The organism is Arthrobacter sp. FB24 (assembly GCF_000196235.1).
GTDB lineage: Bacteria > Actinomycetota > Actinomycetes > Actinomycetales > Micrococcaceae > Arthrobacter.
Genome location: NC_008541.1, coordinates 263,073 through 276,810, shown reverse-complemented (window position 1 = coordinate 276,810; position 13,738 = coordinate 263,073). Strand labels below are relative to the sequence as shown.

Genomic DNA, 13,738 nt, shown 5'->3' with positions numbered 1-13,738 from the left:
GGGCCCCTGGCAAGGGTCCAAAGGTCCTTGTCGGGTGCTGCGCGGAATTTTAGAATGTGGGTGGCTAAGCAGTCAGCCATTGAATCCCCCGGTCCGGAGTGATTTCATGAGTTCTCGACGCCTGGCCCCCGTTCCCCCGGCACCTGCGGCGCGGGCCCTTGCCCGGCGGCGTTCATGAGCGGCTGGAACCTGGACACGGCCGGATCGGTCGGCCCCAATGCTGTCACCATCGTTGAGGGATCATCATTCTTCATTTCCGCCGGCAACGGTGACCTGGACCCCGGGCTGGCCCACGGCGTCTTCTACCAGGACACCAGGATCCTGTCCCGCTGGAACCTGCTGGTGAACAACCACGTGGTGGAAGGTCTCCTGGCAGTGAACCCGGAGCCGTACCGGGCCGTCTTCACCGGCCGGGCACCCCAGCCCGACGGGGCAGCCGATCGGCCCATGGTGGTTGAGCGGGACCGGCAGGTGGGGGACGGTGTCCGCGAGACACTGACCCTGCGGAACTACTCCAGCAGCCCGGCGCCCTGCAGCATCAAGCTGGCGGTAGAGGCGGACTTCGCGGACCTGTTCGAAGTGAAAGCCGGCAGGAAGACCCGTCAGCTCCGCCCCTCCCACCGGCCGGAGGGTGACCGGCTGATCATCAGTGGCCGCCACAACGGGCGGCTGCTCGGCGTGACCATTCGCGCGCCGGGAGCGGACGTGAACCGCCACGGGGTGATGTTCAAAGTGACGGTTCCCGCTAAGGGATCGTGGACCGCCACCATCGTGGTCACGCCCAGCTCCGACGGCAGCGAACCGGCGGGCAGGTTCTCCGCCAGCACTCCGCAGCACGAATCGGCTCCCGCCCTGCGCCACCGCACCTGGGGCGCGGCTGCGCCCGTCATCAGCATGGACAATCCCATGCTCGAAAAGATCCTGCGCCAGAGCCAGCGGGACCTGGGATCGCTGCGGATCACAGACCCCGCGCATCCGGACCGCACGGTAGTTGCCGCCGGCGCCCCGTGGTTCATGGCACTGTTCGGCCGCGACGCCCTGCTGACCTCCCTCATGGCGCTTCCCGTGGATCCCGCTATCGCGCTGGGCACGCTGCAGACGCTCGCCGAACACCAGGGCCAAAAGATCAACAAGATCACTGAGGAACAACCCGGACGGATCCTCCACGAAGTGCGCCTCGGGTCCGGCGCCGCCTTGTCGCTGGGCGGAGAAAGGACTTACTACGGAACGGCGGACGCCACGCCTCTGTTCGTCACGCTCCTTGGTGAAGTCAGTCGCTGGGGACTGGAACCGCGGGCAGTGCAGGAGCTCCTGCCCAACGCGGACCGCGCGCTGGAGTGGATTACTCACCACGGGGACCGCGACGGGGACGGCTTCGTGGAATATGAGCGCGCCACCCGGCATGGCCTGCTCAACCAGGGCTGGAAAGACTCCTACGACGGGATCAATTTTGCGGACGGCACCCTCGCCGAACCGCCTATTGCCCTGTGCGAAGTGCAGGGATATGCCTACAGCGCCTACGTGGCCCGGGCACTGCTCGCACTGGATGCCGGCGACACCGCCCTCGCCCGGAGCTGGGGCGACCGGGCGGCCGCACTGAAGGATGAGTTCAACCGCAGGTTCTGGCTGCCGCAACGCGGCTACTTCGCGGTGGCCCTGGACAAGGACAAGCTGCCCGTGGACTCTTGTGCCTCCAACATGGGGCACTGCCTGTGGTCGGGAATCGTGGACGACGACAAGGCGCCCTTCGTGGCGCAGCGCCTGATGGAGCCGGACATGTTCTCCGGCTGGGGCGTGCGTACCCTGTCGTCAAGCATGGGTGCGTACAACCCCGTGAGCTACCACAACGGCTCCGTGTGGCCGCATGACAACGCCCTGATTGCCGCCGGACTGATGCGATACGGCTTCATTGAAGAAGCGCAGCGGGTGGCCATGGCCCTGTTCGACGCCGCGGAAGCGTTCGGCGGGAGGCTGCCGGAACTTTTTTGCGGTTTCCCACGCGAGTCGGGCAGGCCCCCGGTGGCCTATCCGTCGTCGTGTTCTCCACAGGCCTGGGCCTCGGCCACTCCCATCCACCTCATCCGTGTCCTGCTGCGCCTTGATCCTTCCGCTCCCACCGGCCGCCTCTGGGTGAGCCCGGCCTTCCCTGAGGGATTCGGCTACCTGAAGAAGGAACAAGTGCCGCTGGCTGGCTCCCGCCTGACCATCGAGGTGTCAGGCAACGCCGTGCAAGTGACGGGGCTGCCGCCGTCCATTGAGCTGCATCTGGGGACGCAGGAACCCCTGGCGGACCTCATCCGGGTCCACCACGACCACGGCCGGAAGGCCGGCTGATGTAGGAGGCGCAAATGCGTATTGGCATCCTGGCACCACCATGGATACCCGTTCCCCCGCCAAGCTATGGCGGAACGGAATCGGTGGTCCACACCCTCGCCGCGGGGCTCGCCGAAGCGGGGCACGATGTTGTGCTCGCCGCCTCGAACGACAGCACCTGCCCCGTGCCGAGGGTTCAGGGATTATCGGACTCCTCGGAGCTCAGCATGGACTCGGGACGGCAGGAGCTCCTGCATGTGCTCCGCGCTTATGACGCCATGGAAGACGTGGACGTCATCCACGACCACACGCTGCTCGGTCCGCTGTGCCAGCGGACCATGCCAGGGGTTCCCCGCGCCACCACTTTGCACGGACCTTTCGACGAGGAACTAACCCTGATCTACCGGGCCATGCAACGGGAGACAGCACTCGTAGCCATCTCGCACCATCAGGCCTCCACCGCGCGGGGAGTGAAGATCGACGCCGTCATCCACCACGGCATCGACGTCCGGGGCGTCCTGTACAGCCCGTCGCACACAGGCGGAGCGTGCTTCCTGGGACGGATGCACCCGAACAAGGGCCTCCTGCAGGCCATCATGGTGGCGCGCCGCGCAGGCATCCCTTTGCGGATCGGCGCGAAGATGCGCGAACCGTTCGAACTCGATTACTTCCACGACGTGATTGAACCGCTTCTCGGCCCGGATGTTGAATACCTCGGCGAGCTGGGCACGGCGGACAAGTACCGGTTGCTCGGCGAGTCCGTTGCGCTGCTGAACCCGATCCAGTGGCCGGAACCGTTCGGAATGGTGATGATAGAGGCCCTGGCCGCCGGCACGCCGGTGGTGGCCACACGTCGGGGCTCGGCTCCTGAGATCATCAGTGACGGCGAAACAGGGTTCCTGGCGGACAGCCTCCAGGGCCTCGCCGAGGCACTGCAGGGCTGCAGCTGGCTCCGCCGCAGTGACTGCCGGCGGTCGGCTGAGCAGCGCTTCAGTTCCCAACGGATGGTCCGGGAGTACATCCGGTTCTATTCGGAGCTCCTGGAGGGATCGCCCCGCGCCTCGAAGCAGGCCGCCGCCGCCGGATTCTGACGTGCATGGATTCCGGCGTGCCGGATTCCGACGTGCACGGATTCCGGCGTGCCGGATTCCGACGTGCACGGATTCCGGCGTGCCCGGCGGAGCGCAACGGCCCGTCAGTCCCGCCTGAGGCCGATCGCCACCGTGGCGTCCAGTTCAGGGTCGCTGGCCAGCCGGGCGGCGAGTCCCGCGCCCCGCATGAGCCCGATGGTCCGCCGCGCCTGCCTCCGGCTTGTCTCGATCAGCACGTGGCCGCCCGGGGCAAGCCAGGCCGGCGCCCCGGCAATAACCCTCCGCTGGATATCCAGCCCGTCCGGTCCGCCGTCCAGCGACATCAGTGGCTCATGTGCGCGGGCTTCCGGGGGCATGGTCCCGATCGCGGCCGTTGGCACATAAGGGGCGTTGGCTACCAGGACCGTTATGCGGCCGCGCAGCCGCGCCGGCAGGGCTTCGAAGAGGTCACCTTGATGGACATGGCCGCCAGCCGGCTCGATATTTCCCTTGGCACATAGCACCGCGGTCGGGTCCAGGTCCGCGGCATGCAGTTCGATTCCGGCCACACGTGCTGCCAGCGCCGCCCCGACGGCGCCGGAACCGCAGCACAGATCCACGACGCGGGGCACGCCGCCGTCGTGGGTGGCGCGGAGCAGCAGCTCCGCCTGCCGGACGAGGAACCCGGTGCGGCGGCGCGGCACAAACACTCCTGCCGTGACGCCGATGCGGAGCCCGCAGAATTCGGCCCAGCCGAGGATATGCTCCAGCGGCAGGCCGGCCACGCGCCGCTCGATCATCGATTCCAGCTCCGCGGCGGAGGCAGCCGCACCGGTGAGCAGGAGCGCTTCCTCCTCGGCGAATACGCAGCCCGCGGCCCGGAGTCGTTGGACCGACTCATCCGGACGACGGCCCTCCGGACTGTCCGAAGGCACGGTCCGCGAGGGCGGCATAGGGCGTTCTGGCGGCAACGGCAGCTCCCTCAGTTCCGGGTCGGTGGGTTTCATGCTACCGAATCCGGACAGATACCAAGCAACCTTGGGATTTGCTGGAAAAAGTCGGTGCAAGCGCTTACAGTTGTGACTTGGCTCTCAGAAGCCGGTCTCCCGCGTCGTCCTTCACAGCAGCAACGTAGCTTTCCGGAAGGTTTCCTTATCGTGTTTTTCCGCAGTTCAAACCCCAAGAATCCTCCCTGCAACCAGCCGGGCAGGGGCCTCGCCGCGGTGGTTGCAGCACTGGTTGCCGCAGCCGCTCTGGCGGCCCCCGCCCAGGCGGCCCCGGAGCCGAAAGGCCCGGGTGCGCCGTCGGCCTCCCACTCGCTCCGCGCCCCGGTGACGGACGAGAACTTCTACTTCGTGATGGCGGACCGTTTCAGCAACGGAAGCAGCGCGAACGACGACGGCGGACTGGGCTCCGATCCGATGGTCTCCGGCTACGACCCGACCAAGAAGGGCTTCTACAACGGCGGCGACCTCAAGGGCCTGCTGGACAAGATCGACTACATCCAGGGCCTGGGCACCACGTCCATCTGGCTGACGCCCAGCTTCAAGAACAAAGCGGTCCAGCCTGAGGACAAATCTGCCGGTTACCACGGGTACTGGGTAACCGACTTCACCCAGATCGACCCGCATCTGGGCACCAACGCCGAACTGAAGGCGTTGATCGACGAGGCGCATTCACGCGGCATGAAGGTCTACTTCGACATCATCACCAACCACACCGCGGACGTGATCGGCTACAAGGAAGGCGCCCGCACGGCGTACAAGTCCAAGGACGTCGCGCCATACAAAACAGCCGACGGCGAGGTTTTCGACGACCGCGACTACGCTGGCACGGACACCTTCCCGGAGCTGGATCCAGCCACTTCGTTCCCCTACACGCCGGTCCTGGACGAGGCCGAGAAGGACCTCAAGGTTCCGGGCTGGCTCAACAATCCCGCGCTCTACCACAACCGCGGCGACACCACCTTCCAGGGCGAGGACTCCTTTTACGGTGACTTCTTCGGCCTGGACGACCTCTTCACCGAGAACCCGGAAGTCGTTGACGGCATGACGAAGGTCTACGAAGACTGGATCAAGGATTTCGGTGTGGACGGCTTCCGGATCGACACCATGAAACACGTCAATGACGAATTCTGGCAGGAGTTCGGGCCCAAGGTCCTTGAATACGCCAAGGAACAGGGCAAGGACGAGTTCTTTATGTTCGGCGAGGTCTTTGACACCTCCAAGAGCTTCACCTCGCAGTTCACCACCCGCAACAAGATGCAGGCCGTGCTGGACTTCCCGTTCCAGGACGCAGCGCGGAACTTTGCCTCCCGGAGCCAGTCCGCCAGCCAGCTGGAGACGTTCTTCGCCGGGGACGACTGGTACACGGATGCCGACTCCAACGTCTACGAACTCCCCACCTTCCTGGGCAACCACGACATGGGCCGGATCGGCAGCTTCATTGCCGCGGACAACCCCGGTGCGGACGACGCCGAACGCGTTGCCCGGGACCGGCTGGCCCACGAGCTGATGTACTTCTCGCGCGGCAACCCGGTGGTGTACTACGGCGACGAACAGGGCTTTACGGGCCCCGGCGGGGACCAGGATGCACGCCAGACGCTCTTCGCCAGCCAGGTGCCCGAATACCTGGACGATGACCTGCTGGGCACCGACGCCACGCATGCCACGGACAACTTCAACACCGGCCACCCGCTGTACAGCAAGATCAGCGAACTCGCAGCGCTGACCGCTGAGCACCCGGCACTGCGCAACGGCGCCCACCAGAACCGGTACGCCGCGCAGGGCCAGGGAATCTATGCGTTCTCCCGCACTGACGCGAAGGACCAGCGCGAGTATGTCGTGGCGGTGAACAACAGCGGCACCGCGCAGACTGCCGCGGTGCCCACCTATATCGCCAAGCGCAACTACAGCCGGATCTACGGCGACGCCGGCGGTTCTGCTGCCGAGTCCAAGACTGCCGACGACGGCAAGCTCACCGTTACCGTCCCGCCGCTTTCCGCGGTGGTCTACGAATCGTCAGGGCGGATCCCCCGCTCCAAGGCGGCTCCCGCCGTCGGCCTCCAGGAGCCGGCCACGGCGGAAGGCGACAACGGCAGGATCCGGGTGGCGGCCGACGTCGACGGTTCCTCGTTCTACGAGGTCACCTTCCAGGCGCGCACAGCAGGCGGGGAATGGGAGCCGATCGGCACGGACGACACCGCCCCGTACCAGGTCTTCCATGACGTAACGGGACTGAACCCGGGCACCGCCGTGGAATACCGCGCGGCGGTCCTGGACAACGGCGGACACACCTCGGTCAGCGCGGCCCGCACGGGCACGGTCCCCTCCCCGGTCCTCGCCATGCAGAAGCCGGCAGAGGGCAGCAGCGTGGACGGCAAGGTGGAAGTCAGCGCCACGGCCAGCCCGGAGAAAGCTGACTACACGGTCAGCTTCGAACGCAGCGTGGACGGCGGCGGGTGGGCTCCGATCGGGTCGGACAGTTCCTCGCCGGTGTACACCGTTTTCGATGATCTCGCGGCGCTGGCACTCGCCGACGGCACACAGCTCCGCTACCGGGCAACCATGTCCGTCCCGGGCGCGGAGAACGTAGTCAGCGACATCCGGACCGTGGTGGCCGGTGAGATCCCGCAGCCGGACTCCGTGACCGTGGCGGGCAGCCTGAACTCCGAGATGGGCTGTCCGGACGACTGGCAGCCTGCGTGCCTAAAGGCCTTCATGGCACTTGACCCGGCGGACCAGGTCTGGCGCCTGACCGTGCCGGAACTGCCGGCGGGAACGTATGAGTTCAAGGCCGCGCTCAACGGCAAGTGGGACGAGAACTACGGCGCCGGCGGCGCGTTCGACGGCGGCAACATCGTGCTGGAGCACCCGGGCGGGGCCGTGACGTTCCGCTACGACCACACCACGCATGTGCTGAGCCCCGTTTACGCCTCACAGCAGCCCGGAGCCGTGGCCGCGGCAGGGAGCATGAACCTGGAACAGGGGTGCCCGGAAGACTGGATGCCCGGCTGCGACCAGGCCCAGTTGGTGCTGGACCCCGCCGACCTGGTGTGGAAGCTGTCAGTGCCGGCCCTTCCGCCCGGCAACTATGAGTTCAAGGCCGCGCTGAACCGGTCCTGGACCGAGAGCTACGGCGCCGGCGGTTCGCCTAACGGTGCCAACATCAGCCTGGCGCACGACGGCGGCCCGCTCACCATCCGGTACGACCACTTCACGCATGTGATGACTGCCGGATAGCGGTTCCGCTGGTGAAACAGTAAACGCAAAAGCAGCGCCGCCCTCTCGTGAGGACGGCGCTGCTTTGTGGTTGCGACCGCTTCCAGGGTCGCTGCCGTGCTGTGCGCTAGTTGAGTGTCGCGGTGTCGATGACGAAGCGGTAGCGGACGTCGGAGGCGAGGACGCGTTCGTAGGCTTCGTTGATCTTCTCGGCCGGGATGACCTCGATCTCGGCGCCCAGGTTGTGCTCAGCGCAGAAATCGAGCATTTCCTGGGTCTCGCGGATGCCGCCGATCATGGAACCGGCGAAGGAGCGGCGGCCGGCGATGAGTGCGAACGCGTTCACGGGGAGCGGCTCGGCCGGTGCGCCGACGTTCACCAGGGCACCGTCAAGGGTCAGCAGCTGCAGGTAGGAGCTGATGTCGATCGAAGCGCTGACGGTGTTGATGATCAGGTCGAAGCTGCCGGCCAGGTCGCTGAAGGTGTTCTCATCGCTGGTGGCGTAGTAGTGGTCCGCGCCCAGTTTCAGGCCGTCTTCCTGCTTCTTGAGCGACTGGGACAGCACAGTGACCTCGGCGCCCATGGCGTGGGCGATCTTGACGGCCATGTGGCCGAGGCCGCCCAGTCCGACGACTGCGACCTTCTTGCCGGGGCCTGCACCCCAGTGGTGCAGCGGCGAGTAGGTGGTGATGCCGGCGCAAAGCAGCGGCGCGGCGACGTCGAGCTCGATGCCCTCGGGGATCCGCACCACGAAGTCTTCAGTCACCACGACGTGCGTGGAGTATCCGCCCTGGGTGATGGTGCCGTCGCGGTCAACAGCGCCGTAGGTGCCGATGTTGCCCTTGAGGCAGTACTGTTCCTCGCCCTTCTGGCAGTTGACGCACTCGCGGCAGGAATTCACCATGCAGCCGACGCCGACGCGGTCGCCTACGGCGTGCTTGGTGACTTCGGAGCCAACATCGGTGACGATCCCGGCGATTTCGTGTCCCGGTGCCAGCGGGTACTGCTGGGGTCCCCAGTCGCCGCGGACGGTGTGGATATCCGAGTGGCAGATGCCGGCGAACTTGATGCCGATCAGCACATCGTGCGGGCCGACGTCGCGGCGTTCGATGGTGGTGGGAACCAGGTCTCCGTCAGCGGACGGTGCGGCGTATGCGTTAGCGGTAAGCAATATTCTCTCCAATGTTGGGTGAGCAATTCATCTGGTTGGGTGGAAGTCTTGTGGGCGGATCAGCACTTTGAGCGCTGTGCGGTCGGCCATTGCGCTGTAGCCGGCAGCGACTTCGTCGAGGGCTACAGTCTGGTAGAACACCTTGCCGGGCTGAATTGTTCCCGAGAGGACGTCCGGTACTTAGTCGGCGTGCGCCGTCGTCGGCTGCTCAGTTGTCTGCTGGGCCGGCGATGGGGTCTCTGTTGCCGTGGTGGTGCTCCTTAGGAAGTTTTCGCTGCCTGACCAGCAAACCGTGTTCCTCCCGCGCACGGAAGGTTCTGTTGATACGGGTACTGGCAGGGCCTCCCAGACAGCCAAGGAACAAGGGGGGCGGAATGGTTGAGTCAACGTCGGCTCGATTCGTCACGAAGGGGAAGTTAGGGGCTTCCCCAGCGTCCCGGAAACGGCCTTGCGCCCGCTAGCGGAGTTTCATTGACTGACTGAAGCGTCCGCGGACCCTTGGAATTCGGCGACGCGAAATGTCAGCTTAGGCAGAGGCAAAACGGGTGGCCGGCAGGGTCCAGAAAGACGCGGAAGGTGGTGCCGGGCTGTGTCTCAGCCTTGGTGGCGCCCAACCTTATGGCCTCTTGTTCGCCGTCGTCCAGGTCCTCCACCACCATGTCCATGTGCATCTGCTGCGGGTGGGCCTGGCCAGGCCACTCGGGCGCCTGGTAGCCGTCCACCTGCTGGAAGGCAATGCAGTTGCTGCCGTCGTCGGGCCGGATCTCCACCCAGCCATCGTCAACCCTCTCGTTCCAGCCGAGCAGGGCACCATAAAAGCCCGCGAGGGCTTTCGGATCGGGGCAGTCGATAACAAAGCTTGGGAAGCGTGCGATAGCCATAGCGGCATGTTACCGGCCCGCCGCGGGGCCTGTCCTTAAACCCCGCCGTCGCCCTCCAGGACCCCCATCTCGTCCGGAAGCGAGGCGCGGGTGTGGAACATCAGTGTGACGTTTTTCTTCGATTTGGGGAAGAACGAGGGGCTTCGATAACGGCCGGATTGCGGTTTCGGTCATGTTCCGGCTTGTCCGTAGGTACAGGCTAGGCCGGCCGCACTACCGGGCTGACCCGACCGTCAGGTGCTGCGCCCGCCCGTCTACGAACGTGGCCAGAACCCGGGCGGCAGCCAGGTCATCCGGGGCAACCGTCAGCGGGTCGACGTCGAACACTGTGAAGTCCGCGCGCTTGCCGACGGTGACGGACCCGGAGACAGCCCACTCCCCTGCCGCTTTGGCAGCGTGCGAGGTGTAGCCTTCGAGCGCCTGCAAAGCCGTGAGGGCCTGGCCCGGAACCACCGGCTGTTCGCCAGGGTGGCCGGACCGCCGTCGTAGCTGCGCGTCCGCCAGGATGGGCAGCGGCTCGAACGGGGCAATCGGCCAGTCTGATCCGAGCCCCAGGGTGGTCCCCGCCGAGCGGAGGTCAGCGCACCGCCAGGCGTTGTTCGCGCGTTCCGTTCCGAGCCGCGTGGACCAGTTGTCCGACTGGTCGGCGCGGGAGTAGTGGGTGCAGTGCGTCGGCTGCATGCTCGCCACCAGGCCCGCGCGGGAGAACCGCTCAATGAGGGCGTCCGGGACGGTTTCGAGGTGTTCGATCCGGTGCACGGCCTCCGGTGCAGCCGACCGCACCGCGGGAGGCAGGGACTCGAAGGCGTCCAGGACCGCAGCCACTCCGGCGTCGCCGATCGCGTGGGTAGCGGTGGAAATCCCGCGGCCGGCGAAGAAGCGCACCGCGGCCGCATACTCCTCCGGGCGGGGCCAGAACGGGGTCACCGACTCCCCATAGGTATCGGGCTCAAAGAGCCACGCAGTGCCGTTGTCCACTGTCCCGTCAACGAACAGCTTGATGCCGGCCACCTCCCAGCGTTTGCCGCCCACCCCGATCTGCTCCGCGAGCCGGCGCCAGTCTTCCTCGCCGCTGCCGGGCATGCACCACGGTGAGATCCGCAGTCGCAGCGGGAGGCCGCCGTCGATGCTGTCCGCGGCGTCCTCTTCAAGCGCCCGGAAGAGCTCCAGTGAGCCCTCTCCGCAGTCCATCACGTGCGCTCCCGTCAGCCCGGAGCGGGAGAACTGCCTGAAGAGTTCCGCCAGCCTCGCCTTCCGTCCGTCGAAGGACTCCGCCGGCATCAGCCGCGCCACCAGCTCGATGGCTGCGGCCTCCAGCAGGAGCCCCGTGGGCCTGCCGCCGGGATCGCAGACCACCTCCGACGCCTGGTCAAAGGCCCTCGGTCCGGTGACGCCCGCGATTTCGAGCGCCCGGGAACTGGCCAGTGCGGAATGCCCGTCGAAGAGGCGGATAAGGCACGGTTGTCCGGAGACGACGTCGTCAATAAGCTCGCGGTGGGCAGCGGCGGATCCGAACACATTGGGGTCAAGGCCCCAAGCGCGCACCCAGTCCCCGGGCGGGGTTGCCTCCGCTGTGGCACGCAACAATGCGCGCACCTCGGCAAGGTCCTTGGCGCCGGACAGGTCGCAGCCACGCGTCAGATCCAGCCCGAAGACAGGGTGGATATGGCAGTCCACCAGGCCGGGGGTCAGCACGGCGGAACCGAAGTCGACGACCTCCGCGGCCGGCCACGCCTCCGCATCCGAACGGCTCCCGACGGCGGCAATCACGCCGTCCCGGACAGCCACGGCCTGTGGCGCGGGGCCTTGGGCGGACCCGCCCTCCATGGTGTGGATGGTGTCGGCAAGGATGATCACATCAGGATTCATGGGTTTCGAAGCTTCCAATCTGCGCGAAGGTCGCGGGACGGTGGCGGCGCACCCAGCGGGCGGCCAGGAGCCCGGCGGTGAAGACGAGCGGCGCCACCAGGATGAGGATGGTGTTGGTCAGCGTGTCGGCGAAGGTCAGCAGCTCGATGTTCAGGCCGATCAGCAGCACCACGCCGAAGAGCAGGATGGCCGACGCCAGGCTGAGCGGCACCATGAGTTTGTGCGTCGCCGCGGCGGGATTTCGGCGGAGGTAGAGGAAGGCTGCTACTGACACCAGGCCCTGGAGCCCCACAATGCCGAAGATCCCCGGCGTATTTACCCAGATCAGGAGCTGCTGGTAGGGGTCGGCGTTGAGCAGCGCGCAGACGGCAATGACCACGGCTGCGAGGATTGTCTGCAGCTGGCCGGCGCGGTGCGGGGACTGGAATCTGCGGTGGGTCCGGCCGAGGAAAGCGGGCAGCACGCCGTCGCGCGCCAGCATGTAGACGTAGCGGTTGATCGCGTTGTGAAAGGCCAACTGCGAGGCGTAGACACTGGTGACGATCAGGACGTACATCACCACTTCGGCCCACGGGCCCACGTAGTGGTTGATGGTCTGGAAGAACATGCCGCCGGCCAGCTCGCCCGCGGCTTCGACGGCGCGGTCTTCCCCGTAGGCCTGGACCACGGTCCAGACGATGAAGGCGTAGAAGACTGACATGAAGCCGACGGCGATGTACATGGCCCGCGGCACGGATTTGTCCGGGTTGCGTGCCTCGGAGCGGTACAGCACGGTGGATTCGAAACCCATGAAAGCGGCGAAGCAGATGCCCAGGATTGCCAGGACGCCGGGGCCAAAAGCGTTTTCCGGGCTGAAGGAACCCGCGCTGATCCCGTGGGCACCGCCGCTGCCGAGGATGCCCGCTCCCATCACCGCCAGGATGCCCGTCTCGGCAACCAGGAGCACTCCCAGCACCTTCGCACCGACGTCGATCCCCCGGTAGCCGAGGAACCATACGGCGGCGACGGCGGCGAGGGCGATGGCCGGCCAGGGCACCTCCAGTCCGAACAGCACTTTGAACATGTCGTGGGTCTGGACGGCGAAGAGTCCGTAAACGCCGATCTGGAGGCAGTTGTAGGAGACGATCGCCAGGATGGCGGAGGCCAGCCCTACGGTCTTGCCCATGGCCAGCGAAATGTACGTGTAGAAACCGCCGGATGCCTTGACGTGGCGGGTCATGGCCATGAAGCCGATAGCGAAGAGGGTGAGCACGATGCCGGCCATGAGGTAGCCGGCCGGGGCGCCGATGCCGCCCACGCCGATGGCTACGGGTGCCACTCCCGCCATGACGGTGAGCGGGGCTGCGGCCGAGATGACGAGGAAGGCAATGCCTCCCGTTCCCAGGGCATTGCGCTTGAGGGAGCCGTCCGCGGACGACGTCGGTGGTCTGGTTTGGGTATCCGGCACTAGTCCGTCCTTTCTGGGGAGCCCTGCTAAACGAAAGGCTTTCGTTTATTATGGAGGCGTGTGGCGCAGAGCGCCATACTTTTCCCAAAACGGACCAGCGCAGTCCCTCCGGCTAGGCTGGGCTTGACCTTCAAGAGCTGCAGTCAGGAGAACCCATGGGGCGCCCGCTCCTCCCGCTGATATCCGTGGAGGCCCTCACCACGGCTGCCTTGGAGCTGGTCGATGAGAGCGGCGACTTCAGCTTCCCGAAGCTGGCAAAGAAGATCGGCGTCAGCCAGTCCTCCATTTACAACCACGTCAGCGGCCGGGACGAGATCCTGGAGCTCCTGCGCCACCGGATCATCACCGAAGAGCCGTATCCGCCGGTGGACCACAGTGACTGGGAAGCGGCCCTGCGGGTCCTGATCCGCGCCTACCGGGACGCATTCGTCCGGCACCCGCGGCTGGCACCGCTCCTGGTCCTGCAAACGATTACTGATCCGGACGTCATCGGGCTCTACGAAGACCTGGCACTGGCCCTCGAGGCGGCAGGATTCCGGGGGCGGGACGTCGTGGCGGCCATCTCCACCATCGACAGCTTCGCCCTCGGTGCGGCACTGGACCTCGCGGCCCCGGACATCGTCTGGGACCCGCCGGCGGAGGGGTATCCCACTCTCAAGCGCGCGGTCGGCAATGCAGGACCGTCGGAGCAGCGGGGCGGGCACGCCTTCGACTTCGGCCTGGACGTGATCATCGGCGGGCTACGGGCCAAGCTGGCCGGTTAACGC

Annotated in this window: 9 protein-coding genes; 4 read left to right on the top strand and 5 right to left on the bottom strand. The window is 66.3% G+C overall.

Going from position 1 to position 13,738, the window contains the following annotated elements:
• The first annotated feature begins 174 nt into the window (after nucleotides 1-174).
• Both ARTH_RS01335 and ARTH_RS01330 read left to right on the top strand, forming a co-directional pair.
• Nucleotides 175-2,334: an amylo-alpha-1,6-glucosidase gene (locus ARTH_RS01335; protein WP_011690130.1), complete on the top strand. Its 2,160-nt coding sequence runs from the start codon at nucleotides 175-177 to the stop codon at nucleotides 2,332-2,334.
• Nucleotides 2,335-2,348: 14 nt separating this feature from the next.
• Complete coding sequence (locus ARTH_RS01330; RefSeq protein WP_011690129.1) at nucleotides 2,349-3,404, top strand: glycosyltransferase family 4 protein; 1,056 nt, start codon at nucleotides 2,349-2,351, stop codon at nucleotides 3,402-3,404.
• Between the two features lie 104 nt (nucleotides 3,405-3,508).
• Here ARTH_RS01330 and ARTH_RS01325 read toward each other — a convergent pair whose 3' ends face one another.
• On the bottom strand, nucleotides 3,509-4,390 hold the full coding sequence (locus tag ARTH_RS01325; protein ID WP_083812647.1) for a putative protein N(5)-glutamine methyltransferase: 882 nt from the start codon (nucleotides 4,388-4,390) through the stop codon (nucleotides 3,509-3,511).
• Between the two features lie 216 nt (nucleotides 4,391-4,606).
• Here ARTH_RS01325 and ARTH_RS01320 point away from each other — a divergent pair, with 216 nt between their 5' ends.
• Nucleotides 4,607-7,624, top strand: coding sequence for an alpha-amylase family glycosyl hydrolase (locus tag ARTH_RS01320; protein WP_011690127.1), 3,018 nt, complete (start codon nucleotides 4,607-4,609; stop codon nucleotides 7,622-7,624).
• 106 nt (nucleotides 7,625-7,730) lie between these two features.
• On the opposite strand, the gene ARTH_RS01315 is transcribed toward ARTH_RS01320, so the two are convergent.
• The 4 genes from ARTH_RS01315 to ARTH_RS01300 all read right to left on the bottom strand — a co-directional run bounded on the left by ARTH_RS01315 (nucleotide 7,731) and on the right by ARTH_RS01300 (nucleotide 12,971).
• Nucleotides 7,731-8,774 carry an NAD(P)-dependent alcohol dehydrogenase gene (locus ARTH_RS01315; RefSeq protein ID WP_011690126.1) on the bottom strand — a complete coding sequence of 348 codons (1,044 nt, stop codon included), beginning with the start codon at nucleotides 8,772-8,774 and terminating at the stop codon, nucleotides 7,731-7,733.
• Between the two features lie 521 nt (nucleotides 8,775-9,295).
• On the bottom strand, nucleotides 9,296-9,655 hold the full coding sequence (locus tag ARTH_RS01310; protein ID WP_011690125.1) for a VOC family protein: 360 nt from the start codon (nucleotides 9,653-9,655) through the stop codon (nucleotides 9,296-9,298).
• Nucleotides 9,656-9,868: 213 nt separating this feature from the next.
• The gene (locus ARTH_RS01305; RefSeq protein WP_011690124.1) at nucleotides 9,869-11,524 is read right to left on the bottom strand and encodes an amidohydrolase; all 1,656 of its coding nucleotides are present in this window, start codon (nucleotides 11,522-11,524) and stop codon (nucleotides 9,869-9,871) included.
• Complete coding sequence (locus ARTH_RS01300) at nucleotides 11,514-12,971, bottom strand: APC family permease (RefSeq protein WP_011690123.1); 1,458 nt, start codon at nucleotides 12,969-12,971, stop codon at nucleotides 11,514-11,516. Before ARTH_RS01300 ends, ARTH_RS01305 begins: the two co-directional genes overlap by 11 nt.
• A gap of 155 nt (nucleotides 12,972-13,126) precedes the next feature.
• On the opposite strand from ARTH_RS01300, the gene ARTH_RS01295 reads away from it, so the two are divergent.
• Entirely contained in the window at nucleotides 13,127-13,735 is a 609-nt protein-coding gene (locus ARTH_RS01295) for a TetR/AcrR family transcriptional regulator (RefSeq protein ID WP_011690122.1), read from the top strand.
• Nucleotides 13,736-13,738: the final 3 nt, after the last annotated feature.

Excerpts from the sequence above, each read along its gene's own strand:
- ARTH_RS01310 (WP_011690125.1), bottom strand. The coding sequence starts at position 9,655 with ATGGCTATCGCACGCTTCCCAAGCTTTGTTATCGACTGCCCCGATCCG.
- ARTH_RS01325 (WP_083812647.1), bottom strand. The coding sequence starts at position 4,390 with ATGAAACCCACCGACCCGGAACTGAGGGAGCTGCCGTTGCCGCCAGAA.
- ARTH_RS01295 (WP_011690122.1), top strand. The coding sequence starts at position 13,127 with ATGGGGCGCCCGCTCCTCCCGCTGATATCCGTGGAGGCCCTCACCACG.
- ARTH_RS01330 (WP_011690129.1), top strand. The coding sequence starts at position 2,349 with ATGCGTATTGGCATCCTGGCACCACCATGGATACCCGTTCCCCCGCCA.
- ARTH_RS01305 (WP_011690124.1), bottom strand. The coding sequence starts at position 11,524 with ATGAATCCTGATGTGATCATCCTTGCCGACACCATCCACACCATGGAG.
- ARTH_RS01335 (WP_011690130.1), top strand. The coding sequence starts at position 175 with ATGAGCGGCTGGAACCTGGACACGGCCGGATCGGTCGGCCCCAATGCT.